Origin of the sequence: Cupriavidus pampae (assembly GCF_914271485.1) — a bacterium.
Lineage (GTDB): Bacteria > Pseudomonadota > Gammaproteobacteria > Burkholderiales > Burkholderiaceae > Cupriavidus > Cupriavidus pampae.
This window is the reverse complement of the sequence record NZ_CAJZAG010000007.1, coordinates 414,647-439,424: the sequence shown is the minus strand read 5'-3', so window position 1 is coordinate 439,424 and position 24,778 is coordinate 414,647. Positions and strand designations below refer to the sequence as shown.

At 62.5% G+C, this 24,778-nt stretch carries 32 protein-coding genes; 5 read left to right on the top strand and 27 right to left on the bottom strand.

The window, feature by feature from the left end:
• Positions 1-2: 2 nt before the first annotated feature.
• The 4 genes from cyoB (at position 3) to LDO41_RS19825 (ending at position 4,812) form a co-directional block, all read left to right on the top strand.
• Positions 3-1,979: a cytochrome o ubiquinol oxidase subunit I gene (gene cyoB / locus LDO41_RS19840; protein ID WP_223991321.1), complete on the top strand. Its 1,977-nt coding sequence runs from the start codon at positions 3-5 to the stop codon at positions 1,977-1,979.
• A 2-nt stretch (positions 1,980-1,981) separates the two neighbouring features.
• Entirely contained in the window at positions 1,982-2,614 is a 633-nt protein-coding gene (gene cyoC / locus LDO41_RS19835; protein WP_223991319.1) for a cytochrome o ubiquinol oxidase subunit III, read from the top strand.
• Positions 2,611-2,985: a cytochrome o ubiquinol oxidase subunit IV gene (gene cyoD, locus LDO41_RS19830; RefSeq protein ID WP_223991317.1), complete on the top strand. Its 375-nt coding sequence runs from the start codon at positions 2,611-2,613 to the stop codon at positions 2,983-2,985. Before cyoC ends, cyoD begins: the two co-directional genes overlap by 4 nt.
• A gap of 177 nt (positions 2,986-3,162) precedes the next feature.
• Positions 3,163-4,812, top strand: a complete 1,650-nt coding sequence (locus LDO41_RS19825; RefSeq protein ID WP_223991315.1) for a methyl-accepting chemotaxis protein — start codon at positions 3,163-3,165, stop codon at positions 4,810-4,812.
• 15 nt (positions 4,813-4,827) lie between these two features.
• On the opposite strand, the gene LDO41_RS19820 is transcribed toward LDO41_RS19825, so the two are convergent.
• From LDO41_RS19820 to LDO41_RS19700, 27 genes are all read right to left on the bottom strand, one after another.
• A complete protein-coding gene (locus LDO41_RS19820) occupies positions 4,828-5,088 on the bottom strand; it encodes a hypothetical protein (RefSeq protein WP_223991313.1) in 261 nt (86 codons plus the stop codon).
• Positions 5,085-5,219: a hypothetical protein gene (locus LDO41_RS34240; protein WP_290370900.1), complete on the bottom strand. Its 135-nt coding sequence runs from the start codon at positions 5,217-5,219 to the stop codon at positions 5,085-5,087. The genes LDO41_RS19820 and LDO41_RS34240 overlap by 4 nt, the downstream gene beginning before the upstream one ends.
• A gap of 84 nt (positions 5,220-5,303) precedes the next feature.
• Entirely contained in the window at positions 5,304-6,140 is an 837-nt protein-coding gene (locus LDO41_RS19815; RefSeq protein ID WP_223991311.1) for a hypothetical protein, read from the bottom strand.
• On the bottom strand, positions 6,137-6,889 hold the full coding sequence (locus LDO41_RS19810; RefSeq protein ID WP_223991309.1) for a HipA domain-containing protein: 753 nt from the start codon (positions 6,887-6,889) through the stop codon (positions 6,137-6,139). Before LDO41_RS19810 ends, LDO41_RS19815 begins: the two co-directional genes overlap by 4 nt.
• 508 nt (positions 6,890-7,397) lie before the next feature.
• Positions 7,398-7,979: a DUF2514 family protein gene (locus tag LDO41_RS19805; RefSeq protein ID WP_223991307.1), complete on the bottom strand. Its 582-nt coding sequence runs from the start codon at positions 7,977-7,979 to the stop codon at positions 7,398-7,400.
• A gap of 29 nt (positions 7,980-8,008) precedes the next feature.
• The gene (locus LDO41_RS19800) at positions 8,009-8,176 is read right to left on the bottom strand and encodes a hypothetical protein (RefSeq protein WP_223991305.1); all 168 of its coding nucleotides are present in this window, start codon (positions 8,174-8,176) and stop codon (positions 8,009-8,011) included.
• The gene (locus LDO41_RS19795) at positions 8,173-8,679 is read right to left on the bottom strand and encodes a glycoside hydrolase family protein (RefSeq protein ID WP_223991303.1); all 507 of its coding nucleotides are present in this window, start codon (positions 8,677-8,679) and stop codon (positions 8,173-8,175) included. Before LDO41_RS19795 ends, LDO41_RS19800 begins: the two co-directional genes overlap by 4 nt.
• On the bottom strand, positions 8,672-8,890 hold the full coding sequence (locus LDO41_RS19790) for a phage holin family protein (protein WP_223991301.1): 219 nt from the start codon (positions 8,888-8,890) through the stop codon (positions 8,672-8,674). Before LDO41_RS19790 ends, LDO41_RS19795 begins: the two co-directional genes overlap by 8 nt.
• A 58-nt stretch (positions 8,891-8,948) precedes the next feature.
• A complete protein-coding gene (locus LDO41_RS19785; RefSeq protein ID WP_223991299.1) occupies positions 8,949-9,341 on the bottom strand; it encodes an XkdW family protein in 393 nt (130 codons plus the stop codon).
• Positions 9,342-9,350: 9 nt separating this feature from the next.
• Positions 9,351-10,424 carry a hypothetical protein gene (locus LDO41_RS19780; protein ID WP_223991297.1) on the bottom strand — a complete coding sequence of 358 codons (1,074 nt, stop codon included), beginning with the start codon at positions 10,422-10,424 and terminating at the stop codon, positions 9,351-9,353.
• A gap of 8 nt (positions 10,425-10,432) precedes the next feature.
• Positions 10,433-11,095 (bottom strand): DUF2612 domain-containing protein, encoded by a 663-nt coding sequence (locus tag LDO41_RS19775; RefSeq protein ID WP_223991295.1) that lies wholly within the window; start codon positions 11,093-11,095, stop codon positions 10,433-10,435.
• A 1-nt stretch (position 11,096) separates the two neighbouring features.
• The gene (locus tag LDO41_RS19770; RefSeq protein ID WP_223991293.1) at positions 11,097-12,278 is read right to left on the bottom strand and encodes a baseplate J/gp47 family protein; all 1,182 of its coding nucleotides are present in this window, start codon (positions 12,276-12,278) and stop codon (positions 11,097-11,099) included.
• On the bottom strand, positions 12,278-12,634 hold the full coding sequence (locus tag LDO41_RS19765; protein WP_223991292.1) for a hypothetical protein: 357 nt from the start codon (positions 12,632-12,634) through the stop codon (positions 12,278-12,280). The genes LDO41_RS19770 and LDO41_RS19765 overlap by 1 nt, the downstream gene beginning before the upstream one ends.
• Positions 12,635-12,643: 9 nt before the next feature.
• On the bottom strand, positions 12,644-13,369 hold the full coding sequence (locus tag LDO41_RS19760; protein ID WP_223991289.1) for a Gp138 family membrane-puncturing spike protein: 726 nt from the start codon (positions 13,367-13,369) through the stop codon (positions 12,644-12,646).
• 62 nt (positions 13,370-13,431) lie between these two features.
• Positions 13,432-14,589 carry a hypothetical protein gene (locus LDO41_RS19755; RefSeq protein WP_223991288.1) on the bottom strand — a complete coding sequence of 386 codons (1,158 nt, stop codon included), beginning with the start codon at positions 14,587-14,589 and terminating at the stop codon, positions 13,432-13,434.
• 140 nt (positions 14,590-14,729) lie between these two features.
• The gene (locus LDO41_RS19750; RefSeq protein WP_223991286.1) at positions 14,730-15,044 is read right to left on the bottom strand and encodes a phage baseplate plug family protein; all 315 of its coding nucleotides are present in this window, start codon (positions 15,042-15,044) and stop codon (positions 14,730-14,732) included.
• Complete coding sequence (locus LDO41_RS19745; protein WP_223991284.1) at positions 15,044-15,622, bottom strand: phage baseplate protein; 579 nt, start codon at positions 15,620-15,622, stop codon at positions 15,044-15,046. The genes LDO41_RS19750 and LDO41_RS19745 overlap by 1 nt, the downstream gene beginning before the upstream one ends.
• Complete coding sequence (locus LDO41_RS19740) at positions 15,619-17,250, bottom strand: phage tail tip lysozyme (protein ID WP_223991282.1); 1,632 nt, start codon at positions 17,248-17,250, stop codon at positions 15,619-15,621. Before LDO41_RS19740 ends, LDO41_RS19745 begins: the two co-directional genes overlap by 4 nt.
• Positions 17,240-17,374, bottom strand: coding sequence for a DUF6889 family protein (locus LDO41_RS34235; protein ID WP_290370899.1), 135 nt, complete (start codon positions 17,372-17,374; stop codon positions 17,240-17,242). Before LDO41_RS34235 ends, LDO41_RS19740 begins: the two co-directional genes overlap by 11 nt.
• Positions 17,375-17,424: 50 nt before the next feature.
• Positions 17,425-17,874: a phage tail assembly chaperone gene (locus LDO41_RS19735; protein WP_223991280.1), complete on the bottom strand. Its 450-nt coding sequence runs from the start codon at positions 17,872-17,874 to the stop codon at positions 17,425-17,427.
• The gene (locus LDO41_RS19730) at positions 17,874-18,317 is read right to left on the bottom strand and encodes a phage structural protein (RefSeq protein WP_223991278.1); all 444 of its coding nucleotides are present in this window, start codon (positions 18,315-18,317) and stop codon (positions 17,874-17,876) included. The genes LDO41_RS19735 and LDO41_RS19730 overlap by 1 nt, the downstream gene beginning before the upstream one ends.
• Positions 18,318-18,328: 11 nt before the next feature.
• The gene (locus LDO41_RS19725; protein WP_223991276.1) at positions 18,329-19,804 is read right to left on the bottom strand and encodes a DUF3383 domain-containing protein; all 1,476 of its coding nucleotides are present in this window, start codon (positions 19,802-19,804) and stop codon (positions 18,329-18,331) included.
• Between the two features lie 9 nt (positions 19,805-19,813).
• The gene (locus LDO41_RS19720) at positions 19,814-20,407 is read right to left on the bottom strand and encodes a phage neck terminator protein (RefSeq protein WP_223991274.1); all 594 of its coding nucleotides are present in this window, start codon (positions 20,405-20,407) and stop codon (positions 19,814-19,816) included.
• 131 nt (positions 20,408-20,538) lie between these two features.
• A complete protein-coding gene (locus LDO41_RS19715) occupies positions 20,539-21,168 on the bottom strand; it encodes a hypothetical protein (protein ID WP_223991272.1) in 630 nt (209 codons plus the stop codon).
• A 39-nt stretch (positions 21,169-21,207) separates the two neighbouring features.
• On the bottom strand, positions 21,208-22,599 hold the full coding sequence (gene dnaB, locus LDO41_RS19710) for a replicative DNA helicase (RefSeq protein ID WP_223991270.1): 1,392 nt from the start codon (positions 22,597-22,599) through the stop codon (positions 21,208-21,210).
• Positions 22,596-23,420 carry a YdaU family protein gene (locus tag LDO41_RS19705; RefSeq protein WP_223991269.1) on the bottom strand — a complete coding sequence of 275 codons (825 nt, stop codon included), beginning with the start codon at positions 23,418-23,420 and terminating at the stop codon, positions 22,596-22,598. Before LDO41_RS19705 ends, dnaB begins: the two co-directional genes overlap by 4 nt.
• A gap of 24 nt (positions 23,421-23,444) precedes the next feature.
• The gene (locus LDO41_RS19700) at positions 23,445-23,678 is read right to left on the bottom strand and encodes a transcriptional regulator (RefSeq protein ID WP_223991266.1); all 234 of its coding nucleotides are present in this window, start codon (positions 23,676-23,678) and stop codon (positions 23,445-23,447) included.
• Positions 23,679-23,760: 82 nt separating this feature from the next.
• On the opposite strand from LDO41_RS19700, the gene LDO41_RS19695 reads away from it, so the two are divergent.
• Positions 23,761-24,756, top strand: coding sequence for a S24 family peptidase (locus LDO41_RS19695; protein ID WP_223991264.1), 996 nt, complete (start codon positions 23,761-23,763; stop codon positions 24,754-24,756).
• The last annotated feature ends 22 nt before the right edge of the window (positions 24,757-24,778 follow it).

Here is a 24,778-nt window from a genome sequence, read left to right as displayed (position 1 = left end):
CCATGTTGGGCAAACTCAATCTAGAAGCCATCCCGTATCACGAGCCGATCATCATGGTCACGCTCGCGGTGGTGCTGCTTGGCGGCGCCACGCTGCTCGGCGCGATCACGTATTTCGGCAAGTGGAAGTATCTCTGGACCGAATGGATTACCTCGGTCGATCACAAGAAGATCGGCGTGATGTACATCATCCTCGCGCTGGTCATGCTGCTGCGCGGCTTTGCCGACGCGATCATGATGCGCCTGCAGCAGGCCCTCGCCTATGGCGATGCGGCCGGCTACCTGCCTCCGCACCACTATGATCAGATCTTCACCGCGCACGGTGTGATCATGATCTTCTTCGTGGCCACGCCGCTGATCCTGGGCCTGATGAACGTGATCGTGCCGCTGCAGATCGGCGCGCGCGACGTCGCCTTCCCGTTCGTCAACTCGCTGAGCTTCTGGCTCTCCGCGATGGGCGCGGTGCTGGTCATGATGTCGATGTTCGTCGGTGATTTCGCGGCCACCGGCTGGGTCGCCTATCCACCATTGTCAGAGCTTGGCTACAGTCCAACGGTCGGGGTCGACTACTACATCTGGTCATTACAGATATCGGGGCTGGGGACCACACTGACCGGCCTCAACTTCATCGTGACGATCCTGCGCATGCGCGCGCCGGGTCTCAACCTGATGAAGATGCCCGTGTTCACCTGGACTGCGCTGATCACCAATATCCTGATCGTCGCCGTGTTCCCGGTGCTCACCGCCACGCTCGCGCTGCTGACGGCGGACCGCTACCTCGACATGCATTTCTTCACCAACGAGCTTGGTGGCAATGCCATGATGTACGTGAACCTGATCTGGGTCTGGGGTCACCCCGAGGTGTACATCCTGATCCTGCCGTGTTTCGGCGCGTTCTCGGAAATCATCTCGACGTTCTCGCGCAAGCCGCTGTTCGGCTATACGTCGATGGTGTACGCCACATCGTCGATCGGCGTGCTGTCGTTCTTCGTCTGGCTGCATCACTTCTTCACGATGGGTTCGGGCGCCAACGTCAACGCGTTCTTCGGCATCATGACGTCGATCATCTCGATTCCGACCGGCGTCAAGCTGTTCAACTGGCTGTTCACGATGTACCGCGGCCGTATCCGCTACCACTCGTCCACGCTCTGGACCATCGGCTTTATGGTCACGTTCGCGGTGGGTGGCATGACCGGCGTGCTGCTGGCCGTGCCCGGCGCGGACTTCGTGCTGCATAACAGCCTGTTCCTGATCGCCCACTTCCACAACGTGATCATCGGCGGCGTGCTGTTCGGCTGCCTGGCGGCGATTACTTTCTGGTTCCCGAAGGTGTTCGGCTTCACGCTCAACGAGCGCTGGGGCAAGATCTCGTTCTGGTGCTGGATGGTCGGCTTCTACCTCGCGTTCATGCCGCTCTACGTGCTTGGTTTCAAGGGCATGACGCGCCGGATGAACCATTACGCCAATGTCGACTGGCATCCGTACCTCGTGGTGGCGCTGATCGGCGCATTCGTGATCGCGGCCGGTATCCTCGCGTTCCTGATCCAGATCTACGTCAGCGTGCGCGATCGCAAGCAGAACATGGATCTGACCGGCGATCCGTGGGATGGCCGCAGCCTCGAGTGGGCGACCGCCTCGCCGGCGCCGTTCTACAACTTCGCCGTGGTGCCGAATATCACGTCGCTCGAGCAGCATTGGGACGACAAGGAAGCGGGCCGCGCCTGGAAGCAGCCGGCGCATTACGAACCGATCCATATGCCGAAGAACACCGGTGACGGCTTCATTGTCTCGATCTTTGGCCTGGTGCTGTGCTTCGCGCTGGTGTGGCATATGTGGGCTGTGGCGATTGGCAGCCTGATCGGCGTGATCGGCACGTTTATCGCGCGCAGCTACAACCGTGACGTCGACTACTACGTGCCGGCGGAAGAAGTCGCGCGCATCGAGAACGCGCGTTATGCACAACTGAAAGAGGCCGCCTGACCATGAGCCAAGTCCTTACCGTTTCCCATGGTCATGGCGGCAGCCATGCGCATGACCATGGCCACGACCACAGCCATGACAGCAGCACCACGCTGACGCTGGGTTTCTGGCTCTATCTGATGAGCGACTGCCTGATCTTCGCGACGCTATTCGCGACGTTCGGCGTGCTCGTCAACAACACGGCCGGCGGCCCGAGCGGCCAGCAGTTGTTCGAGCTGCCGTTCGTGCTCGGCGAGACCATGCTGCTGCTGTTCAGCAGCTTCACGTTTGGCGTGGCGATGCTCAATCTGTACGCGGGCCGCACGCAGCGCACGATCGTCTGGCTCGTCATCACGTTCCTGTTCGGCGCGGGCTTTATCGCGATGGAGATCCATGAGTTCGCCGAACTGATTCACCGTGGCGCGGGCCCCAATGTCAGCGCCTCGCTGTCGGCCTACTTCGCACTGGTTGGCACGCACGGCCTGCACGTGAGCGTCGGCCTGCTGTGGCTGGTCGTGATGATCCATCAGCTCAAGACGTTCGGCCTTGACGCCGTGACGCGCCGACGCATGGCGTGCCTGAGCCTGTTCTGGCACTTTCTGGACCTGATCTGGATCTGCGTGTTCACCTTCGTCTATCTGCGGGAGTTCGTATGAGCACTCACACCCTTCACCCGGCGCAGCATGATGCGGGCGCGCATGGCAACCTGACCGGCTACGTAATCGGCTTCTTCCTGTGCCTGGCGCTCACGTTCGCCTCGTTCGGCGCCGTGATGTATGACGTGGTACCCAAGGGCATGGGCCTCGCGGCCATCGTCGTGCTGTGCGTCGTGCAGCTGCTGGTACAGCTGGTGTTCTTCCTGCATCTGGGCGTACGTCCGGGCCAGCGCTTCAACACCGGGATTTTCCTCTGCACGATGTTTGGCATCGTGATCGTGGTGGCTGGCTCGCTGTGGGTCATGCACAACGCCACGGTGAACATGATGCCGACGCATATGACCATCGAGCGGGCGAAAGCGAAAGACTAAGCCGGCGTCCGATGCCTGCTCCCCTCTCCCTCAGGGAGAGGGGCCGGGGGTGAGGGTCCCCTCTCAGTGCAAACCCTCTCCAGTGCAAACCCTCTCTTCAGAAACGCCCCGCCACATCCGTTGACCGCTTTGGGTCCCCTCAAAACGAGGCGCCGCGACCAAAAGGAGAGGAAGACAATGTGGAAGCACCTCACGATCCGAGGCCAGCTGAGCCTGATGATCGCGTTTTTCGGTCTGGCACTGGTCATCGGTGCCGCCGCCGGCCTGTTGTCCATGCGCGCCGGGAATGAATCCCTCAAGCAGATGTACACGGTGGACACACCGGCCGTGGCCGACCTCGAAGGCAGCGCCGGCCAACTGCTGCGGCTGCGCCTGGCCCTGGCTACCTATGCCTCGCTGGTCGAACTCAACGACCAGGAAGCCGCCAACGCGGTGCTCAAGCGATTCGACCAATACCTCAAGAACGCCAACGAACGGATCGAGCACTACGTCGGACTGGCCAGCCCGGACGCCGAGGAACAGCAGCTCGTCAAGGATATGCAGGACAAGCGCGACAAGTTCCTGTCCGAGGGCGTGAATCCCGCACTGGCCGCCCTGAAGAGCGGCGACCGCCAAGCCTTCCTGCAAATGCAGGCGCGCAAGCTGCCGCCGCTCTACAGCGCCTACGAAAAAGCGATGCTTACACTGGAAAAACGCCATCTCGATCGCGGCGAGCAGCGCTATAACGATGCGCAGGCGCACTTCCGTCTGCTCAGTTGGGCGGTCGCCATCGGCCTCGGCGGCGCCCTGCTGCTGGCGTGGATCGGCCGCGCGCTGATGATGCGCGCCATCGTGGTACCGGTGAACGCCGCCATCGCACAGTTCCAGCGCATTGCCGACGGTGACCTGACCGGCCGCGTCACGGTGGTCAGCAAGAACGAGATGGGCCGCCTGAGCGCCGCGCTGCAGCAGATGCAGGCCTCGCTGATCGAAACCGTCCGCACCGTGCGCAGTGGCACCGAGTCGATCAACCACGGCGTGCGCGAAATCTCGTCGGGCAATACCGACCTGTCGCAGCGTACCGAAGAACAGGCCGCCTCGCTCGAGGAAACCGCGGCGAGCATGGAAGAGCTGACCTCGACGGTCAAGCAGACCGCCGAGAACGCGCGCCAGGCCAGCCAGCTGGCGCAAGGCGCGTCGGGACTGGCCGCCCAGGGCGGCGACCTGACCAAGGAAGTGGTTGGCACCATGAACAACATCGTCAGCGACTCGCGCAAGATCGGCGAGATCGTCGGCGTGATCGAAAGCATCGCGTTCCAGACCAACATTCTTGCGCTCAACGCGGCCGTGGAAGCGGCGCGCGCGGGCGAACAGGGACGTGGCTTCGCGGTGGTGGCGTCGGAAGTACGCTCGCTGGCCCAGCGTAGCGCGGGCGCGGCCAAGGAGATCAAGGGGCTGATCGACGCGTCGACGTCGCGCGTGGAATCGGGCGCGGATCTGGTGTCGCGTTCGGGCACGACGATGAACGAGATCGTCACGGCCATCGCACGCGTCAGCGACATCATGAACGAGATTGCCGCGGCGGCCTCCGAGCAGAGCAGCGGGATCGATCAGGTCAACGTGGCAGTGGCACAGATGGACGAAGTCACGCAGCAGAACGCCGCGTTGGTGGAAGAGGCGGCTGCAGCAGCAGGCGCGCTTGAAGAACAGGCGCATCGGCTCTCGGCCGCGGTGGAGGTGTTCCGGATCGAAGGGGCGAACGTGGGCGTGGAAGAGCGCGGCGCAGACTCGCGCCACGGTGGCCACCGCAGCCTCGCCGGCTCGTCACTGCGTGCGCTGCCGGCCTGACCGTGCCCTGCCTGCCTAATCCGCCAGCGGCGGGCCGAACACATCAAGCGCCAGATCGCGCTCGAATGCAACGGTCCACGGCACGTCGCCGGCCGCTGTCGGATACGCGCGCAAATCTCCGCCAGCCACGGGCGCGACGCTGACCACATCGGCGTCCGCGCTCACCTCGAAGTCCTCCCAGACAAAACCATGCCGCGCGCAGGCGTCCGCAAACGCCTCGCGCACGGCTAACGGCATGTCATGCAAGGACTGGCGGCCCATGCCTGAGGCGCTCACCCCCCGCTCTGGGTGATGCGCTTCGGATTGACCGCGTAATACGCGAGGAAGAACGACGCCGCGAGCGCAAGCCCCGCAACGGCGAATGCAATGCACGTCGTACCGGCAATACCGATGCCCTTGTCAGACATGAAATCCCTCCGATGACTGGAATCGAATCTTCATGGTAGCAACTCGAGGCGGTGGATTCAAATTAGGCGGCGACTTTATGTGCTTCACGCCTGTGCGATCTTTGCAGACGCTGAGCGGAGGCGCTCCTCCTCAAGCAACTCCCTGTTAATCCGACAGGCTACACAACGCTCATCGGTGCAATCTTCCGCGTCGGGCCTCGCAAGCGAGATAAAGTCGTCTTCGCCATCAAACGGTTCAAAGCCCTCGGGCCAGGGACAAGTCAGCGTGCACAGGACCACCATGCTCAACGCTGCCTCGGGATTGACGCGTTGCACTTCTACCTGCACGTCCCGGCCATAGCGTTCGAGCAATCGGCCCGCATCCTTGGTGAATAGGCGCGGCAGATAGCCGACCGCAGGAGCATCTCCTCCGGCTTCCGCGAATAGCGCGTAGGTGCCCGTCGAGTCGTCCATGACTGGCCGCAGCCGATCGCCCGGACTCAAGCGGCGCGCGGCGTCGAGGCTGGGACGATTGGTTTGGGTGAGTCCACGCGTGAAAAACTGGAGCAGATACCTGCCGTCAGGCGTTCTCTCGGGCAACGGCAACGTCTCGATGTAATCGGTCGCCTTGATCCCACCGGAGATCGCCAATTCGGCCATCTCGTCCGGCGCATCCAGCCCCATCCATCGCAGATACTGCGGAAGATCGGGCCGTGATCGATTCATACGGCGGATCGACAGCACTGGGGGCAGGGACTTGAATCCTTGCGCGTGGTAAAGCTTGGCCTGACATTCCCAAGACAGGAGAAAATGGGAGCGTTTGACGCCACGCGTGTAGGAAAAGAGGTACCGCTCGCCGTCCCAGTCCAGGCGCGCCACGACCATCCGTTCGTTAGGTCGGTCGGCATAACGGGTGCGATCGGAAATATAGACAGTTTTCATTTGAGTTCTCCAGTCGGGACGGAGAGCAATCTCGCCCTGTTGATCTTCAGCACTTTCGCCGTGAAAGTCTTCGCGATGTGCGACATCACCTCGTCGGGCACTCGAGCTATCGTCGCGTCAATCTGATGCGGTTCAATCGCCCTGAGCTTATTCACCCATGCCTTCATAGCGAGGGGCGCGTACTCCGCGGCCACCGCACACACTTCGAACGTTCCCTTCGCTTTGACGCGCTCGCCAAGCTCCATGGGATAGAACGCAGAGCGAGCCTTTGCGCAGAATGCGTCAACGTCGCGCCCACGATCCTTCGTACGCAGACGCTCCGCTCGCTCGCCATCCAGCAGGCTCCGGCCCATTGCTGCCCCGTGATCGAAGGCAGGGGCGAGAAACTCATCCTCCGCTGGCGTGATGGTCACGATCCCCCAGTTCTCACCATGCCGATCCGGATTCGCAATCCGTGCGTCGAACAGGAGATAGCCAACGAACACGTCCAGCGGTGTCTCGATTCCCTCGAAAGGAACGAAGTCACGAGGCATACATAGTCCGTCGTCGGAGAGGCGTTGAAGATGACTGAGAACACCCCGCAACCCATGCAGACGTGCCAACTGTTTCGGTTCGAGGTCCTCGCTCCGTAGCCCGCGAGACTTCATTAGCAAGTCGTTGCCGGAAAGCAGCATCCCTCCCGCCGGCACAAAGTCCGGCGAGATCACCCCATGCAACGGCCCGCACCGCGCCAACTCGTAAAACTGCATGCGGCAGCCCGAGTTGCACGGCGAACTCACATGCAAGGCGCTCGGCCCAGTTCTCACCAGTATTCGGACGGCCCTCCTTGAACAAGGTCCATCCGTACCGCGCATCCGCGTACCAAAACTTAGTCTTCGCCCCAGCCTGTTCCGGTGGCGCGACGACATCAGACGCTACGTCGACGATTGCAAACATTGGATGAGTCTGACCGGTGCTCCAATGCGTGGCATCACGCAGCGATGCATCTCGGTCGAGTTGATGAAACAAGGCTCAAGATAAGCAAAAGGCCCGACGATCTAAATCGTCAGGCCTTTAAATTTCATTGATTCCGGAGGGTCATCTAAACCCGCTTATCGCATCTGCCTCACAGAAAAACCTCCGACCACCTGCACCCCATGCAGGGCACGATTTCGGCTGCTTGGCCTTACTCCACAACGATCAGACCTAAACTCATCCAAGAAGTCGCACAAAGAATAGGCACGGCAGCATGCCGATCTCCAGCCTGCGCAGGGGCAGTTATTGGACGCCGTATGCCACGACAATGCCCGGCTTGATGTCTGCTCTGCGGGTATCCGCCACGCCTACTTGCAGCGCGTCATTGGTGATTTTCTCCGCGGGCTTTTCGGTAACCTCTATTAGGGAATCGTAGCTTCGTTCACAGGCCTGGCCGGCGATGCGAGCGGCGTCGGCGTACTCAGCCAGGATTCCCGCTCGACGGTCAGCCCTTTGGAGCACGTCGGCAAGCATTCCGATGGGATCGTCGGTTGCCGGGCTGCCGCCGGCAGCGGGAGAATCTTTGGGGGCGGCGCGGGCAGCGATGAGTAACTGGGCGATACGCCCGCGCAGCCGGTCAGCAGCGCCATCAGCAGCGCGGGCATCAGCCCAAGCCGCGTCGGCTTCTTTCCTTGCTGCATTGGTCACCTCCGTTTGAGCCGTAACGCGGCGTTGCTCTTCGATGCGGGCGTCGTCTACCGCCTTGACTTGCGCTCGCGCGGCATCGCGCGCGGCCCCTGCCCGTTCGAGAGCCAAATCCGTCTCATCGATCCTGTGCTGCTCCCACCTTCCGCCCGCATAGGCGATAAGGACGGCGGCGGCCATGGCTAGCCAGAGTCTCGCATCGAGAAAGTTCACTTTCGCACCATCTTCTCAGCGATATTCCCCGCGATGTAGGCCGCAGCAACACTGCCAATCGTCGCGCCCCATACTGACGCTTCGATAGAGCCCAGCCACACCAGCACATCGGCAGACACTACGACCAGCAATGCCGTGACGAATTTTCGGCTTCCGTACTTCATTGCGCCTCCATACATCCGCGGTGACGTTCCTGCTGTCGACTCCAAACACCGCGGCACACCCTGTTGCCTGGTCTTGAGCAGTCATACCCCGCCGAGAACTTATAGCGGAGCAGTGCTTGACACGCACCGGCGAAATTCCCGGCCAGAAGATCTCGGCGCATCGACGAAGACCGCCAGGTCCCAATACCGAACTGCCCGGCGAAGTCCATATAGATATCGAACTCCGCCTGATAGAGGTGGACGCCCGGCAGGGTGGCGGCGAATCGCTTTTCGTCGGTAGTCCGCAGATTCTTGGCGAGGATCGCCGCGCGCTCGCGCGTGATCGTGTCGCCCATCTTCACCTGGGTACCGTCTTCGTATCGGGTGGACCCGAAGCCAATCGTCGGCCTATCACCCCTGGTCGGTACGATCGCGCGATCAGTGAAACTCTCCTGCGCATTCCAAGCCAAGATTCCGGCTGTCGATACCGTGAGGAGCGCCACTGCGACGCGTTGCCTATCCATCGTCATGCTCCTCCAGCACGTGCATGCGGGCCCTGTGCTCTTCGGCTTCGCGCTGATCCTTGCGTCGCAAGAAGTAGGCATTCAGCCCGAACGTGAGCAGCGCTGTCACGATACCGATGATGATGCCGATATCGGTCAAGGTGAGCGACGAAGCAATCGAGATCCCGCTACCCGCATAGCTAGCGCCTTCTGCCGGCGTGACTTGTCGCATTGATTCCCCGGAAATAAAAAGGCCCGCCAAAGCGGGCGAGCCGTTGAGTCAACGCCGCCTAGATCGGGCGCGAGGGCCAATCGACGTTGGACGGAAACCCGCTTTGGGTCGGCATGTCTCGCAACGCTTGGCGGTATCTCAGCAGATCTGCGTACTGCGGAGCGGTCAATGCGGTGGGGCTGCCCGCATCGACTTGGTCTCGATGACGCTGAACAAGCCAGTCATCCGCAGCAAGCAGATTGTCGCGGTCGAATCGAACGTCTCGAGCGATAGCTTCGCGCGCGGCATCCTCGGCGACTTCCTGCAACTGGGCTGTGCTCGGCTCCGGTGCCCCTGCATAGTCCCAAGTGGCAATTTGCGGTCCATTTCTATCCAGGCGGTCGATGAGCGTGAAATCAACACCCGGACGAGCATCGGGAAACGCGTACTGGATGCAATCGAGGAGATTCATGGATGATCCTTATTGAACTCGCGTGATGTCAAGTCGAGTGGCGGAGGGGCCGTTGACCAGGCTAAAGCCGGCGTCGCCGTAGACGTAGAGCTCGATGATGTCGCCGGCGGAGAGCGTCATCATTGCGGAAACCGCAGCGCACGACTGAACCACCGCGGCATAGCCAATTACGGAAGTGCCGCGCCTCTCCATCACACCGTTTCGAAAGATGGCGCAGAAGTAGCCGTTGTTGACAGCTGGGGCATTGATATTGGCCCCGCCGTTGATCTGATAGAGGCCGGCTTGCTTGGCGATAAAACGAAAGGTCGAAGTATCAAACTCGCCGCCACCGTCCGCCAGCTTGGACTGTAAGCTGACTTTCGTGAACGTTGCGCCCGCAATCCCAGTCTGGGCGGTGCTCAGATACGCCGAGCAAGCTGAAGCATAGCTCGCCGAAACGGTGTACCAGGCGCCAGTGCTACTCGACTTGATGTGACGCCTGTCGTATTGCCCAATCAACTGAAACGACGTCAGTATTACCCCATCGATCGTGTCCGTGCCTGTCCGGTTCACCGTCACCGAGATCGAGGGCACGTTGTCGATACGAATGAAGATGAAGGGCAGGCCGGGCTGCCCGAACGCCGGCGGGAGGTTGATCGTCACATTCCCTCCCGACGCATTTACCAGGACAAGCCCGGCGTTCTGCGACGTAAGAGTGGTCGTTCCCGATGTGACGTTAGTGACCGAGCCTCCAAATAATTGAATGGCCTGCCCGAGCTGCAGGGCATGCGTGCTGATGGTCGCCGGCGCCACGCTGAACGCCTTCGTGACATCGCCGTTCACAGCCGCGGCAGACAGTTTCAGGTTCCCCAGGATCGTAGCGATCGTGCCATCGTCCAGCACGTCCTGCCCTGTACGGTCCGAGATGAACTGCGCCAGCACCGCGGACATGATGCTCGACTGGCGCCAGACTTTGTTGAGCTGGGACGACTGTGCTACGCCAGACGCGAAGCCCGCGATACGCGCGCCCAGAGCGGCATAGGTTGCCTGGTTAATGACGTTGGCGCCGCCAGCGCCACCAAAGACAAGGAAATCGTTTGCCATGTGTGCCTTTACAGGGAAGACCCCCACGCGCCAGTATCGAAACCGGCGACGAGGTCGTTGCTTATGTCGAAACCAAAAATAGGACTGCCATCCGTCGTCGTCACGATGACGATGTTGACCCGCACACCCTCGGGCTTGATCGGGATAAGTCCATTGCGCAGCAGCGCGAGAAAAACCGCAGACGGGATGACGCCGGCAATGCCGATCGTCATGGACATGTCCTGGTTGTCTTCGATGAAGACGAACGTGCCGCCACCGAAGATCGAGTCGAGGATCGCCTTCGACGCGCCGAGCGTGCCGTCCCAGTGGTTCGCGCCGATCTTCGCGCGGAGGACCAGCCTGTAGGTGGCGTCGTCCAGCCGCGTCAAGCCGGTGTCCGGGTCGAATGGCCCTTTCCAGCTGCCTTGCTCAAACCCGATCCCTTCCGCGTCAAACGAGAAATAGACGTTCGTCAAAGGAATGGGCACATTCCGCGAGATGCCCACCCAGATGCCGATGCTGTCGAGCTGGTCGCCAACCGCATTGTCGAGGTCGAACTTGCCAGGCATGCTCGCCAGCACGTTCTGCTGGTCGACCATCGTTCCGGTCAGCGCCTCGACCATCGCCATGTACTTCGGCTTCTGGTTGTGCTGACTGGTGATCCGGCCGGTGTACTGAGAGATGTCCGCCATATCAGGTCACCGTCAGCACGACATCGGCCGGCGTGCACACCGCCACCTGGTTGAACAGCAGCGCAACGTCTGGCAGGCCCGCGCCGCCGGGGCCAGTCAGCGTAAGTCCCGTCAGCTTGAACGTCGTACCGCCACCCACGCCGTTCGCCGCGGTGATCGCATCCGCCCACTCGACGCTGCCGGAAACCCCGCCGCCGATGTCCACCCCGTTGATGTAGTCGGACACCGCCTTCTTGATGGCGTCACCCGTGGCGGTCGTGTAGCCGGCCAGCGCCTTGAGCGAAATGGCGACGGTCACACCCGCGCTCGACGGCCGGTAGAAGCGGATCGTGATCGGGCGCCCATAGACGTCCTGCACCACGACCGCGGTCGTGCCATAAGTAGGCGAGCCCGGCGTCTTCTTTACCGCGATCGCGTTGGCAATGTCGGTGTTATCGCCACCCGCCACGACCAGCGAGATCGAGTGCGGAGGCAAGCCATTCGCATCCGTCGTGGCCGTGTCGTTTTCATACGCGCGCAGACGCGTTACGCCCGGGACGTTCGACACAGCGCCGATGATGCCGTCCAGCACCGTCAGCGACGGCAGCGCCGTGGACACCGTCTGGCGTTGGCGTAGCGCCGCGTTCGACTCGACTGGTGTGCCAACTGCCGCGGCCGCCGGATTCGTCACCGTCTGCCAGCCCCGCGTCGGGGTTCCGATCTGATTGATCGTGCCGGCCGCCGCCGCGATCGCGCCGAGCGCCGTGCACGTCGCCGTGACCGTGATCGCGCCGCCCGGTGGGATGATCACATTTGCCGGCAGCGTCCACTGGTTGTTGTTCGCGTCCTTGGCAATGCCGTTCGCGATGGGCGCCCCGGCCTGGCCGACGATCATCAGGTCCGCCGTCGAGAACGAGGCCGCCTTCCTGGCGATGCCGTTGATCTTCACATTGCTGGCCAGCGCGTCGCCCTGCGCGGTTGCGGGGCTGAACGAACGGTAGACCGCTACCGTCGTCGCGTTGGCATCGTTGATGGACGCGGCGAATACGCCCACCAACTGGCCGTCCTGACTGTCGTCCTCGAGGTAGATATCCGGCCCATAGATGACGCGGTACTTGCTCTTCAGGTATTCGAGGACGTCGGCATAGATCGGCGCCGAGATGCCGTTGTCATCGATTGTCGGTGCGGTGGTCGTGATGGCCATTACAGAGTCCCATCGATCTGCACGGGGTCTTTCCCGTACTGGGTGGTGATGGTCGCCGACACGCTCAGCTTGCGCGTGTCGGGATTGAAGTCGCTCGAGTAGGCCACCAGCGCGGTCACGCCCTGCGTGCCCAGGATCCGCTGGCGAATCGCCGCGTCGTAGGTGCCCGCGGTGTATTTGCCGATGATCTGGTCGAGCGGCGTGCCCTCCGTGATGTCGAGGAACCATTCGCCGCGGAAAAGCCGCAACCGTGTGAGCACCGCCTGCGCGACTGCCTCCGGCACGTCCTTGTTGAAGTCGGCCTGCTGCCCGCCGAAGACGTAATCGCCGTCAGCGTCAAGTTTTCTGTACCGCATTGGGAATCCTCAGATGACCTGGCCGCTGTTGCCGCTGCCCGGCTGCACGCCGCTGTGAGCGTGGGTGTCGTCGATGCGCTTGCCATTGGCGCGCACCTGACCGGTGAACTGCGTGTTGCCGTTGATGGAGAAGGCGGTTGAGGCAGAACCGGCGTTCTGCACAGCCATCACGCCTGTCACGGTCACGGTTGGCGTATCCAACACGATGCCCCCGGGAGCTTTGACCTTGACGATATGACCGGCCGGGTCCAGATCCACGTAAGTCGTGCCGTCGTCGCTGCGCAGCTGCGCCGTGGCAGTGCTGACGTCCGTCAGCGCGCGCGGCACGGAGCGGAAGCCCAGCAGCACGAACCCGTCCGACAGATCGTGCATGCGCAGTTCCGCCTGCTCCTGCACGCCACCCGACTGCCACCAGCCGTCGATGCAACGGCTGGCAAACACGACCAGACATTCATCGCCCGGGGCCACCGGGAAGGTCAGCGTGCAATTGCCGCCAGACGGGAACTGCACCGGGCAGTCCACCAGCAACGGCAGCGCGACGCTCGCAATCGTGCCATCCAGCTGGCGCACCTGCATCTTGATCGCGGGCTGCACCGAGCAGGTTGGAGACCGACCTGGGGCGCTCTGGAAAGACTGGACGATGCCCGGCAGCGCTGTCCAGATGCCCGCGCGATACCCGTCCAGCGCCTCGCGAAGCGCTACTTCAGGGTCGTTGACCCGTTCTCGCCTGTCCATGGTGTCGCTAGGAAGAAGATGATTCTGTTAGTTGCGCCGAGCGTGCTGCCGGCCTAAGGCCGCTAGCCGAAGCGCTTGATCGCGTTTTCCGGCTTTACCTCTCCGCGATCGTTAAGGCTGTCCGGCAGCACTGTGACGTCTGCCGCCAGGCAGAACACATCGGTGTAGTACTCCTTTCCGCGCGTGTCGCCAGAGTGTTCGGCGATCATGACGTAGTAGAAGCCGTCATCCTGCAGCTTCGCCTGCTTTTGGATCCGCTCGTTCTGCTCCTTCTGCCCCACGTTGAGACTGTACTCATACCGCTGCACGCTGGCGTTATCGATCCGGATCAGCCGTCCGATCTTGACGCTCGGGTTCGTCAGCATCTTGATCGTGATGCCGTTTTGCGTCTGCTCGGGCATGCCAATCATGCCCGTTTCGGCGGTGATCACCGGAATCTCGCCCGGCAAGTAAGAAGTCTCCGGCACCATGATCACCTTGCCGTCCTGGATGCTCCAGACTGTCTGCTCGGTTCGCGCGGTCCAGCGCATGAAATCGCGAGCCATGCCGAACATCACCTTTCCGCGCGGCAACCCTTGTCGGGATGCGACCGGCGGATCTGGCAGCGCCGCGGAAGCCTGCATCGCCTTCAGCTTCGCGTCCTCGCGCTGCCACGCCGGCAGGTACAGGCTGTTCACCTCTTTCTCGAGCTGATCGACCTGCCCCAGCAGGCCTTGTGCCTGACGAAGCAGCGCGATCTCACCAGCTTGATCTCCCGCCTGGCTGAGTTCTTCTGCCCGGACGCGCAAGTCTTTGACTTGGCCAAGCAATGCAAGCTGCTCGCTCTGCTTCGCGTCCAGCGGCTTGCGCGCGGCACCCACTTTGGCCTGCTGGTCGGCAATATCGGCCGCCGTCGGTTTGGACGATGTCGGGTTGCCGAATGGTGTGTAGCCGAGCGTTACGCCAAACTGCACCATCGCCCTTGTGCACACCTGCACGTGATCCGCGGCCGTCGAGCCGGCGGAAAGCGTGTTGTTCACGACGGCGAAGTTATAGGCCGAATCGCCGTCTGCCGCGGTGATGTCCAGATAGGTATCCGTCTGGTTCTCGCGCCCCCGTCGAACCTGCTTGATCGTGCCGTCGAAGATGATGCCGAAGTTCCCCTCGTAGCCAGCCTGCACCACGATCCGCCCGAACTCGCGCTCGATGCGATGGCGCGTGGCATCCGAGACGTTGAACACGCGCAGGCGCGCCGAGTTGGGCGTCTGATTGTCGCCACGCTTGATGGTGTACACGACACGCAGATCGGACAGTTCAAGCGCAGCGCCGCCGTCCTGGCCAACGAGGATCGAGACCTTTCGGCCAAATTGATGAACGCCCATCAGTCTGTCACCCAGAACACGTGCGAGCCGATGCCCAGATCGTCGTACGTCGGCACATCGTCGGGATTCTCCGCGCCTTGCACCCAGAGCCGGCCGCCGAACTGCAGGTGCCGATACTGCCCGAGCAGATCCACGCCGGTCACGAGCGGCAATCCACTGACCAGCGGCTGGTTCGCCGCGTCGGCGATATCGAGCACCCAGCCGGCGCCACCAGCCTTCCGATACTGCACCGTCAGTCGATAGTCCACGCCGCCGAGCGTGATGGTGAAACGTTGCGGTTCCGGACTCAGCGGGACTTCAAAGTAGTTCGCCATCACCAGAGCTCCGAGGGAATCGCGCCGCCGGGCACCGGGATGGCCGGCAACGCTGCCTTGACCCCAGCTGTCAGGGTCTCGGCGGTTGACTGCGGATCTGCCTGGTCCTGCCGCGTCGGCAGCGTCGTCGCCTGCGTCTGGACGATCCGGATCTGCTTCAGCGTCGCTGTGATGTACAGTGCGGCGCCCGTCTTCTGGTCCTTCGTCACCGACAGCGACTTGAACAACATGTCGCGGTAGATGCGGAGGGACGTGACCACATCGAACGGCCGCCGCGTCTCCTGCAGCGCCAGCAGCTGGGAATAGACCGTGCTGACGTAGTCGGCTGACGGCAGCGCACCGCCCTCAAAGATCGATTCCAGCGCTCCGGCCAGTGCCTTGATCTGTGAATTGCTCCACCCGCATTTCAGTGTCAGCTCGGGCTGGCGCTTGTACGCGTGATCGTTGATCTCCGCGCCCTTCTCCACAGGGTGCTCGGTGATCTGCAACTCGTCGAGATGTGTTTCCTCGAGCTCAACGCCGATCTCGATGGCGTCGATGCGTTTCGACTTCAAGAAGATCATGTCGAGAATGCTCACGCGATTGCTCCCTGAAAGTTGCGCACCATGTCGCCATTCACCTGCGCCTGCGAGTCGGCTGCCGCGCGGCCAGCGGCGGCGGGATCGGAGACACCGTACACGTTGATGTTCGTCTCTTGCTGCAGCGAGACAGCGGACGCACCACGGCGTGCGGCTTCGGCATCAGCCTGTGCCGGACGCTCGTAGTAACGCGATACGATCTCTCCAGCTTGCTGGGCGTTCTGCGCGGCCCGCAGCAACTGGCCGGCGCGCTGGTCGGCGCCCTGCGTCAGCTCGTAGTGCACGAACTGCAACTGTTCCGTCAGCGACGAATCGCGGATGTCCTTGCCCGACCACGCCTTGAAGTTCGCCTGCCGATCCGGATTCCACTGCGCAGCGCCGTATGCGCCGGCGGGCCGTTGCTCCGCGCCAGCCGCGGCACGTCGCCGCGCAAGTTCCGCTTCCTCGCCCGTATTCAGGTCGCTGCTGTAGAGCCCCAGGCCGGCCGCACCTGCGAATCGCCCAAGCCACGGCAGAAAGCGCGACATCCGGCCAGCCACTGCACCAGCCCTTGCCGCACCGGCACTTGCCGCACCAGCACCTGCCGCCCCCGCACCTGCCGCCCCAGCACCTGCCGCCCCAGCCGCGCCGCCCGCACCAGCCGCTGCGCCACCGGCCGCCGCGGCAGCATTGGCTGCGAACAGTGCGCGCACCGCCTTCACCATGTCCCACAGGCCGCCAACGATCTTGAAGCCGCCCAGCGCGCCGAACGCGCTGACCAGCAGCAGGATTTTCGTAGACCAGCCATCGGTGACCCGGTCCAGTTCGATGAACTGGTCAGCCACCCACCTCAGCGGCGGCCCAAGCGTCTCCGCCGCGGTCAGGATGGCGCTCGCGATATCCGCGACCCGCCCGGCGATCTCGTCGCCATGCTCGTCAACCCACCCCTGGAACTGCTCCAGCAGCGGCCCAACCTTGCGCAGCAGCGCCCCCTCGACCTTGATGCCGAAGCTCTCGAACGTCGCGCCGAGCTCGCGCATCTGCACCATGAAACGGTGCGAGTCTTCCGCCGCCTGGTCCAGACCGCTGTTCCGGGACATATCCCGGTACTGCTGCATGAACCTGGCGAACTCGCCGCTGCGCATTGCCAGCAGGAGGTTCGGGTCGATACCGAGGGCTTCTCCATACTTGCCCGACAAGGTCGGCTTGTTGGCCAGTTCCTTGCCAACATCGGCAAGGATGTCCGCAGTGTCGCGCAGCTCGCCGTTCGCATTACGCGTCTGCACGCCCAGCGTGGCGAGGTAGCGCTCACCGGCTGGATTGCTGCGCAGGTATTTCGCCAGGCTTTCGACAGCACCAAACGCCGTCTCGGACGAGATGCCAAGGTTGCGCGCGGCGAAGTCGAAGGCCTTCAGGCTGGTCGCCGTGGCGCCGGTCCGCTGGGCAACGAAGTAGATTTCCTCGAGCTTCGACGCGAGCGCCGAGACGCCAGCGCTCACCGAACGCGCGGACGCGCCGATGGTCGTGACGAGTTGCGTGACGCCCTTCGCGGCCCGCTCGACCCCTTCGTCGAAGTTCTTCAAGCCCGTCTCATCGACCTTGAAGCCGAGACCGACCAGAAGCTCGCGGATATTGTCGTTATTGGCCATTCTTCGGATCCAGCGCGCGGCGTGCGGCTGCCTGGTTGTCGTCTTCCATCAGCAGGAAGTCATTCATCAGCGCGAAGTCCGCAAGGCCGAGCGTGCCGTCGAACATCGATTCGTACTTGCACATCTGAGCCTTGACTGGCCTAAGCAGGTATTCCTCGCCGCCCGGCAGGTGTCTTACCCAGCTGGTGTCGCCAGATCTGGGCTGCTCGCTTGGCTGGTAAGCAACCCTTGAATAAAAGGGCCGAGATTCGCCACGATGACCTGCACGACGAGCGGAAGGATCACCCCCATGTCCATATCTTCGAACATGAGGCGCTTCTGCTCGAGCGCCCACACGCGCGCCCAGCCGGTCGGCTGCTGGCGCTGGACGGCGGACAGGCAGGTGCCGACCACATACTCGGCGTCCTCGTCCTTCAGACCAGCCAGCCCATCCGCGAGTGGCTGCAACGCGTCGGCAAGGCCTTCCAGGTTCTCGCCAAAGGTGGCGCTGCCGCGCATGCTCAGAAAGACCGGAATCAACGCTGGCACGATCGGCGCCACTCGACGCGAGACGTGCAGCTGCTGCATCGCGCTCAGGCGCCCGATCGAGTATTGGCTGCCACCAAGCTGAATCTCGCGGCCCATTAGTACGTCCCCAGCATTTCGTCGATGCGCACCGCCTCGAACACCCACTCGACCGTGCCGCCGTCCTGCGCATACGTCAGGTCGGGCAACTTCTTGAAGGCGCACTGCACCGCCGTGACGATATCGCCCGCCACCGACTGGTTGATGACGATCACGTTCTTGCCCCACAGCCGGCTGTCGAGCTTCTGGCCGTTGTACAACGCCATCAGCGTGCGATTGATCGGTGCCGTCTTGAGGTAGCGCAGCGTGATCTGGCCGGAGTTGTCGGCGTGCAGGCTATGCATGCCCTCGCCGTCCGCGCCGATGGTCATCACATTCTTGTCGTTCGCCATGGCGACAGTGATGCCCTCCTGTGCCGTGGCCTCGCCGTATCCCAGCGAGAAAGAGCCGCCAGGACCCGTGATGGATGCCTGGACGTCGATGAAGGAATAGGTACCCGACATGATTTCCCCTATCAGCGGTTCACGTTGACGAGGATGTCAACGCTGTGGATGGCGCCGGCCTCTTTGGCGGCGATCTGGAACGGCACCGACTTGCGAGCCTCGCGGTCGGCCTGCGACTGCAATGCGATCGGTGGCACGTAGATGTAGTAGCCCTTGGCCAGCGGATCTCCCTGCTTCAATGCGCCGAAGCCGGCCGAGTTCCATACGCCCGGCGCCAGATAGCCGTTATTCACCGCCGCGTCGCACACGCTCGCGATCACGGTGGCGATCAGCGCATTGCCGGTGTCGGTCTGCGGGATCTTCGTCGGGCTCTGATACAGCAGGTTGTACACATCGGTCTGAATACGGTTCTGGAACCAGATCGAGTTGTAGACCGAGTCGATGAAGATGCCGCTCGGCGTCACGCCGTACTGAACGATCGCGGTGTCGTTGTTGTACGCGACGAAGACATTGCCGCGCTTGTCCTGCAGCACATTCGCCTGCGTGCTCGACAGGGTCTCCGGCACGATGCCGGGTTCCTGCTTCCACATCAGCGTGATGGTGCTGTTGTTGGCGTTGAAATCGGTCGTCAGCAGGCGTCCGAACAGCGAAGCGACAGCGTACGGGCTCGTGCTTGAGTACTGCGCGAACGAGTACTTGTAGGCCTTTGCCTTGAAGCGCGACAGCAGATCCGTGGTGGCCGTGCTGTCGAGCGCCTGCGGCTCCTGCGTCGTGGCGCCATACAGGTGCTTCTGGTCGCCCTCGATGAGGTCGGCCACGGCTACGTGCTGGTCGTTGGTCAGGCTGCTGTCCGCGAACTGGAGGCCGAGGAACTTGTTGGCGAAGCGATCGAGAAACAGCGCCACGCAGGCGTCGGGCGTCTCGGCCAGGATGCCATCAACCGGCGCGGACGCCAGCGAGCTGGTCATGCCAAGCATCGTGGAGATATCGGTGCCAGTGCCCGTGGGCGTCGCGTAGCTGATCTTCGACGAGGTGCCAGTGGTAGGCGACGTGATGACGAACTGCGTACCGTTCCACACGCACGTCGCGCCGGCCAGCGCGGTCTGGATGATCGTGGCCACGCCGTTCAGGTTGGTCACGCCGGAGAAATCCAGCGTGGACAGCGTCTTCAGGCTCGCATCGACGGTGACCTTGAACGAGCCCGCCGTGACGGCCTTCCACGTGTTGATGTCCTTCTGCGCCGTCGAGAGTGCCGCGCCACGCAGCAGGCCAGACGTTGCGGTCTTCGCCCAGCGGCCGATAAGCAGTTCGGACGGCTGGGGCGTCTGCTGGAAGTACAGCAGCGCCGCCAGATACTCGGGCGCGAGCGTGCCGAAGGTGGATGCCACCTCGTCGATGGAGCCAAACGCGCGCATGCGCTCGTTGGCATCGATCGCCGACGATGCGCCCAGAAGCAGCGCTGTATTCAGATTGGCGCCTTGCGCCGCCAGCGGCGACATATTGATGGCGACGTTGATTAGCCGAGAAACCGGCAGTCCGTTGGACATATTGTGCCTCTACTGGTCAATGATGGTCGTGCCGGCTACCGGCGGCACCGAGTCGGTGGTGTACTGCACTTCTGCGGAGAGCAGGTTCAGGACCGGGTAGGTCCGGGTGATCTTGCGACGCAGGTTCAGCGTCATGTCGTAACGCCGTACCCCCTGCTGATTGACGAAGTCCTGCGCCGGGCGGATGTCCGAAACGCTGATGAACTTCGCGTCGTGCACGCCTAGCTGTTCGCTGTTCTGCGGAATGGCCATGCCGTCGGCCAGGCGCTGCGCGTTACCCTTCGCGCCGGGCCCGTAGAACGAGCACAGCACGTCGAGGTCCTGATGCCGAATGTAGATATCGCTGCCGTCTCCGGCCGGATCGTGCCGAATCACCGGCGCCGCGTCGTTGGTCTGGGCAGTGATGCCCATCGCGCACCAGTCTGTGTCTGGCCCTGGGGGCTCCGCGTCGGCAGGCTGCCATAGCGACCGCACCATCGAGCCGCTGAGCCCTGTCACGCCCGCGACCAGTACCCGCAGCAAGTCGTCGAGCGCATCGTCTTCGATCGGCGGAGATGCGACGGCTGGTGCCAGCGGCCCGCCGGTTGCGCTGGTATTGGCCATGCTCTACTCCGATAAAGCTGCGAGGCAATAAAAAAGCCCCGCGCGGCGTGAACCGGGCGGGGCTTGGCTGAGTGTGGGTTAAATCTACATCGCTTGTTTGAAGAAGGCAAGAGAATTTCTCCCGCGATCCCTTACGCGACAACCGCTTGCGCCGAGTCGCACGTTGTACGGTCTGGCACGAGGCCGTGAGCCACAAATGAAGGCTCCAGCCGCTCCAACGCTTTTGCCTCCAGCGCTCTGAAATTCTTCTCCATCCACTTCGCTGCCTGAGCGACCTTGTAGGTGCTGGTCTTCGCCTTGTCGGCGAGGTCACGCAGGGCGTACCCATCCCGCTGCGCGCGCGGCAGATGGTGCCGGACCGTCAGGCTGGTGAGCAGGCCAAGCGCTGTCAGCCCGCACGAGCGTCGCGCGTAGACCGCCAGACGCTGGCATCCGGCCATCTTGTCGGGCCCGTGGCCGTAGCGCGCCAGCACCGCCGCGTACTCCGGCGACGTCAGCCGTGTCTTCGCCGCGTCGGTGATCATCGCGTACTGAGCGCGCATCTCGATCATGGTCAGCCGGTCCGGGTCGTAGTCGCCCATGCCCGCGGGGCCACGCAACTCGGCCAGCCACTTCTCCTGCGCTGCCGTTGGCTCATCGATCCCCTCGATCAGATGGATCAGCATGTTGCGGAACGACGCCTTCTGCCGCGGTGGCATCGCAAGCGCCAGGTAGGAAACGTGCAGCGCGTGTGAGACGTCTGCGAACAGCGGTTTGTCCATCTAATCCTCTCCAATCAAAAAACACGCGTGGGCCTGCAATCAAAGTTCCGCGGCGAGGCCGCGCTTGCGGACGGCTGGACCGTGGCTGATCATCGGCGCCGGACCCGTCCATTCCTCGAATTTCGTCACCGCACCGCGGTATAGCAGCGGCACATCGCAAAGCGCCCCGTTCCGGTTCTTCCGGATCAGCAGCTCGGCGTAGCCCGTCAACGCGTCGTTGTTCGGGTCGTACATCTCGGGCCGGTGCACCAGCATGACCACGTCCGCGTCCTGTTCGATGTCGCCCGAATCGCGCAGGTCGGACAGGATTGGCTTCTTGTCCGGCCGGTCCTCGCTCTTTCGGCTGAGCTGGGCCAGCGCCACGACCGGAATGTTCAGTTCCTTGGCCAGGCTCTTCAGTCCGCGCGAGTACGCGCCAATCTGTTGGGTGCGTATCTTTTCCTCGCCGCCTGACATCAAGCCAAGGTAGTCGACGATCAGGACATCGAGCCCGTGCTTGCGCTGGTGCGCCTTCGCTTTCGTGCGCACCTCGAGCAGCGACATGGCTGGGCTGTCATCGATAGCGAAGCGCATGTCGTTCATCTGCCGGATCGCGCAAGTCAGGCGCGGCCAGTCCTTGTCCCCGAGGCGACCATTCAACAGCGCGGATAGATGAATGTCGCCGCGGTTTGCGACCGCCCGCGCGACGACCTCCTGATCCGACATTTCCATTGAGTCCAGCAGAACGCTGCGTCCAGCCCTGGCCATGTTGAGCCCGATGTCCGTGGTCAACGCCGTCTTCCCCATCGAAGGCCGGCCAGCAATGATGATCAGGTTGCCGTCGTGAAAGCCGCCGTTCAGCGCGCGGTCGAGCGATGCAATCCCCGTCGAGATGCCGGGCTCGATCCGGCTGTGGTAACGCTCGTCCACCCGTTCGACGAACTCATTCATCAGGTCGTAGAGCATCTTTGGCCCCCGACTGACGCCGATCTGTGCCAGCTGAGCCAACAAGCCCTGCGCCTTATCCACGATCTCGGTGCCCTTCATCGCGCTCGGCGTTTCGACCAGCTCGAGCACCTTGCGCGCAGCCGCCGCAGTCTCGCGCAGCAGGGCACGGTCTCGCACGATCTCGGCATAGCGCGCGACGTTCGCCGCTGACGGCGTGTTCTGCGCCAGCGCGTTCAGGTACGGCAGGCCGCCTGCACGCCCTGCCTGAGCATTGGCCTGCAGGAATTCATACACGGTCACGACGTCGGCCGGCTTGTTGGCCGTCACCAGGCGCATGATCGCGGAGAAGACCACGCGGTGGTCGTCGCGCCAGAAGTGCGCGGCGTCGAGCCCGTCGATCCGATCGATCGCCTCGTTCTCGAGCAGCAAGCTACCCAGCACTGCCTGTTCGGCCTCGACGCTATGCAGCGAGCGCGGCTGTGGAAAGTCGTCAGGGCCGTTCATGCCGCGGCTCCCTCGTGATACCGCTCTTCGCGGATTTTCGTGAAGTTCTCGGCCTTGCACATCCATTCGAGGCTTGCGCGAAACGGCTTGCGACCAGCGCTGCTCGTTCTGCCGGTGAGGAAGTCGGAGTCGGCAACGAACGTGAAGAAGCGCCGCCAGTAGTCGAGGTTCTGCCGGTCCTTGTTCTCGTTCCAACGGGCGCGCAGGGCTTGAGCACGCGCGGGCGTCCAGTCACGGATGGGCGGGCACATCGGCAGGATGTCGTGGTACAGGGCAATGATCTGCTGGTGCGGGCAGTCTGGCTTGCCCGGTCTTTGATCCGGTTCGCCGACGTGCATCAGGTCGGCAGCCGGCTGGCTGTCGGCGACCACCACGTCAGTGGTGGTAGTAGGTTTTACTGGTGTCTGGTGATTGGTGTCTGGTGTCTGGTGAGCATTGCCTTCGCTATGCGTTCGCATATCCGACGCGCCATGCAATTCGAATGCGTTCGCATTGCCTTTGGATTTGCTCCAGCGTGCTTCCGCAGATGCCTTCGCCTTGCGCTGCTTCTGTGAAAACCGTTCGATTTCCGCCTGCACGCGCTTTTGCGTGTAGCCCTCCTCGGTATGCTGAAAGAAGGTGTCCAGCACGAAGTCAACGGCCTTGCGCTCGGCGGCGCTCGTCGCGCGCGCCAGGCGATAGACCATCTTCCTGTCCAGCGAAAGCGGTCGCCCGGTCTGGTAGTACTGATCAAGCAAGCGGTTGTAGGCGCCATCCTCGAGCATGGTCAGGCTGACCGTGTCGCGGATGTAATCGCCGATGTGGCGCTCGTAGTAATTCATGGCTGGTGCTTCCGCGCCCTGGTCCTACACCGCGGCGCGATCGCCGGAACCTCGCACGAATGCCCAATCGACTTTATCGTTGAGCTCTTCGCAGGTGACCGCACCATCGGTGAGCCGCTCGATCAGCGGACACTGCTCGGCCGAAACCGGCCGTTTGCCAGCGATCCACTGGTAGACGAGTCCTTGGGAGACCCCGAGCCCTTTAGCGAATGCCGCTTGGCTGGTCTTGGTCGATTCGAGGTATTCGGCGAGTTTCATGAGATTTATAATAGCATAGCTATTACACGAATCAATAGCTATGCTTGTTGTAGAAATGAATAGCACCGCTACACTCGCGCGCATGATGAGAACCACCAAAACCCTCGAAACCTGGCAAATTGAGGACGCCGACCGCCTCAAGGCGCTGTTTGCCGACCGCAAAGGCAAAATCAGCCAGGAGGAATTCGGCAACCGCTTCGAGATCGGCAGCCAGGGGATGGTTTGGCAGTATCTGAACGCTCGACGAGCCCTCAACCTGAAAGCCGCCGCCGGCTTCGCGCGCGGACTGGGCGTTGACGTGGCGGCATTCAGCCCGAGGCTCGCCGACGAGATGAGGTCGATTTCGAAGACGCTCAATCTCACGTCGCTCAAGACGAATGAGTCGCCGACCGACCAGGTCACCCCCGTCCCGGAGCCTTTCCTCCCCGCATACGAGCGCGTGATCGAGGCCTTGCAGGGTCGCGACATCCTTGAGCTCGTCGACAAGCTGGGGATAGACGCGGCCGGCCTCGATCGCGTACTTGTGCAGACAGCCATACCCCTCGAAATAGCTGTGAAGCTACAGGAGCTGACGGGTTACAGTGCCATCTGGATTGCTGTCGGCAAGGGCGCGAAGAAGGCACAGATTGCCAGCAACGACGACTGGAACCCGATTCCGATCCCGCAGAACTCATACAAGAAAATACCGGTAGTAGCGATGGCGCAGCTCGGAGACAACGGACATTTTTGCGAACTGGAGTACCCCGTAGGCCACGGCGACGGCTACCTCCACTTCGTTAGCACTGACCCCAACGCCTACGGCCTTCGGTGCGTGGGCGACTCGATGGAGCCTCGCATCAAGGACGGTGAATTTGTCGTCGTGGAGCCCAGCCATCCGGTCACGGCCGGCGATGAAGTGCTGGTGAAATCGAAAGACGGGCGCGTGATGATCAAGATCCTCGGCTATACGCGTGATGGCTACACGCACCTGCTGTCGGTCAACCAGAGCCACAAGACGATCAAGATTCCTGTCGAGGAAATTGATCAGATGGATTTCGTCGCCGCCATCGTGAAGGCCTCGGCCTGGCGGCCCGATTAGAGGCATCGCGAAGACGCATCGA

Excerpts from the sequence above, each read along its gene's own strand:
- cyoB (WP_223991321.1), top strand. The coding sequence starts at position 3 with ATGTTGGGCAAACTCAATCTAGAAGCCATCCCGTATCACGAGCCGATC.
- cyoC (WP_223991319.1), top strand. The coding sequence starts at position 1,982 with ATGAGCCAAGTCCTTACCGTTTCCCATGGTCATGGCGGCAGCCATGCG.
- cyoD (WP_223991317.1), top strand. The coding sequence starts at position 2,611 with ATGAGCACTCACACCCTTCACCCGGCGCAGCATGATGCGGGCGCGCAT.
- LDO41_RS19825 (WP_223991315.1), top strand. The coding sequence starts at position 3,163 with ATGTGGAAGCACCTCACGATCCGAGGCCAGCTGAGCCTGATGATCGCG.
- LDO41_RS34240 (WP_290370900.1), bottom strand. The coding sequence starts at position 5,219 with ATGTCTGACAAGGGCATCGGTATTGCCGGTACGACGTGCATTGCATTC.
- LDO41_RS19815 (WP_223991311.1), bottom strand. The coding sequence starts at position 6,140 with ATGAAAACTGTCTATATTTCCGATCGCACCCGTTATGCCGACCGACCT.
- LDO41_RS19810 (WP_223991309.1), bottom strand. The coding sequence starts at position 6,889 with ATGCAGTTTTACGAGTTGGCGCGGTGCGGGCCGTTGCATGGGGTGATC.
- LDO41_RS19805 (WP_223991307.1), bottom strand. The coding sequence starts at position 7,979 with ATGGCCGCCGCCGTCCTTATCGCCTATGCGGGCGGAAGGTGGGAGCAG.
- LDO41_RS19800 (WP_223991305.1), bottom strand. The coding sequence starts at position 8,176 with ATGAAGTACGGAAGCCGAAAATTCGTCACGGCATTGCTGGTCGTAGTG.
- LDO41_RS19795 (WP_223991303.1), bottom strand. The coding sequence starts at position 8,679 with ATGGATAGGCAACGCGTCGCAGTGGCGCTCCTCACGGTATCGACAGCC.
- LDO41_RS19790 (WP_223991301.1), bottom strand. The coding sequence starts at position 8,890 with ATGCGACAAGTCACGCCGGCAGAAGGCGCTAGCTATGCGGGTAGCGGG.
- LDO41_RS19785 (WP_223991299.1), bottom strand. The coding sequence starts at position 9,341 with ATGAATCTCCTCGATTGCATCCAGTACGCGTTTCCCGATGCTCGTCCG.
- LDO41_RS19780 (WP_223991297.1), bottom strand. The coding sequence starts at position 10,424 with ATGGCAAACGATTTCCTTGTCTTTGGTGGCGCTGGCGGCGCCAACGTC.
- LDO41_RS19775 (WP_223991295.1), bottom strand. The coding sequence starts at position 11,095 with ATGGCGGACATCTCTCAGTACACCGGCCGGATCACCAGTCAGCACAAC.
- LDO41_RS19770 (WP_223991293.1), bottom strand. The coding sequence starts at position 12,278 with ATGGCCATCACGACCACCGCACCGACAATCGATGACAACGGCATCTCG.
- LDO41_RS19765 (WP_223991292.1), bottom strand. The coding sequence starts at position 12,634 with ATGCGGTACAGAAAACTTGACGCTGACGGCGATTACGTCTTCGGCGGG.
- LDO41_RS19760 (WP_223991289.1), bottom strand. The coding sequence starts at position 13,369 with ATGGACAGGCGAGAACGGGTCAACGACCCTGAAGTAGCGCTTCGCGAG.
- LDO41_RS19750 (WP_223991286.1), bottom strand. The coding sequence starts at position 15,044 with ATGGCGAACTACTTTGAAGTCCCGCTGAGTCCGGAACCGCAACGTTTC.
- LDO41_RS19740 (WP_223991282.1), bottom strand. The coding sequence starts at position 17,250 with ATGGCCAATAACGACAATATCCGCGAGCTTCTGGTCGGTCTCGGCTTC.
- LDO41_RS34235 (WP_290370899.1), bottom strand. The coding sequence starts at position 17,374 with ATGTGCAAGTACGAATCGATGTTCGACGGCACGCTCGGCCTTGCGGAC.
- LDO41_RS19735 (WP_223991280.1), bottom strand. The coding sequence starts at position 17,874 with ATGGGCCGCGAGATTCAGCTTGGTGGCAGCCAATACTCGATCGGGCGC.
- LDO41_RS19730 (WP_223991278.1), bottom strand. The coding sequence starts at position 18,317 with ATGTCGGGTACCTATTCCTTCATCGACGTCCAGGCATCCATCACGGGT.
- LDO41_RS19725 (WP_223991276.1), bottom strand. The coding sequence starts at position 19,804 with ATGTCCAACGGACTGCCGGTTTCTCGGCTAATCAACGTCGCCATCAAT.
- LDO41_RS19720 (WP_223991274.1), bottom strand. The coding sequence starts at position 20,407 with ATGGCCAATACCAGCGCAACCGGCGGGCCGCTGGCACCAGCCGTCGCA.
- LDO41_RS19715 (WP_223991272.1), bottom strand. The coding sequence starts at position 21,168 with ATGGACAAACCGCTGTTCGCAGACGTCTCACACGCGCTGCACGTTTCC.
- dnaB (WP_223991270.1), bottom strand. The coding sequence starts at position 22,599 with ATGAACGGCCCTGACGACTTTCCACAGCCGCGCTCGCTGCATAGCGTC.
- LDO41_RS19705 (WP_223991269.1), bottom strand. The coding sequence starts at position 23,420 with ATGAATTACTACGAGCGCCACATCGGCGATTACATCCGCGACACGGTC.
- LDO41_RS19700 (WP_223991266.1), bottom strand. The coding sequence starts at position 23,678 with ATGAAACTCGCCGAATACCTCGAATCGACCAAGACCAGCCAAGCGGCA.
- LDO41_RS19695 (WP_223991264.1), top strand. The coding sequence starts at position 23,761 with ATGATGAGAACCACCAAAACCCTCGAAACCTGGCAAATTGAGGACGCC.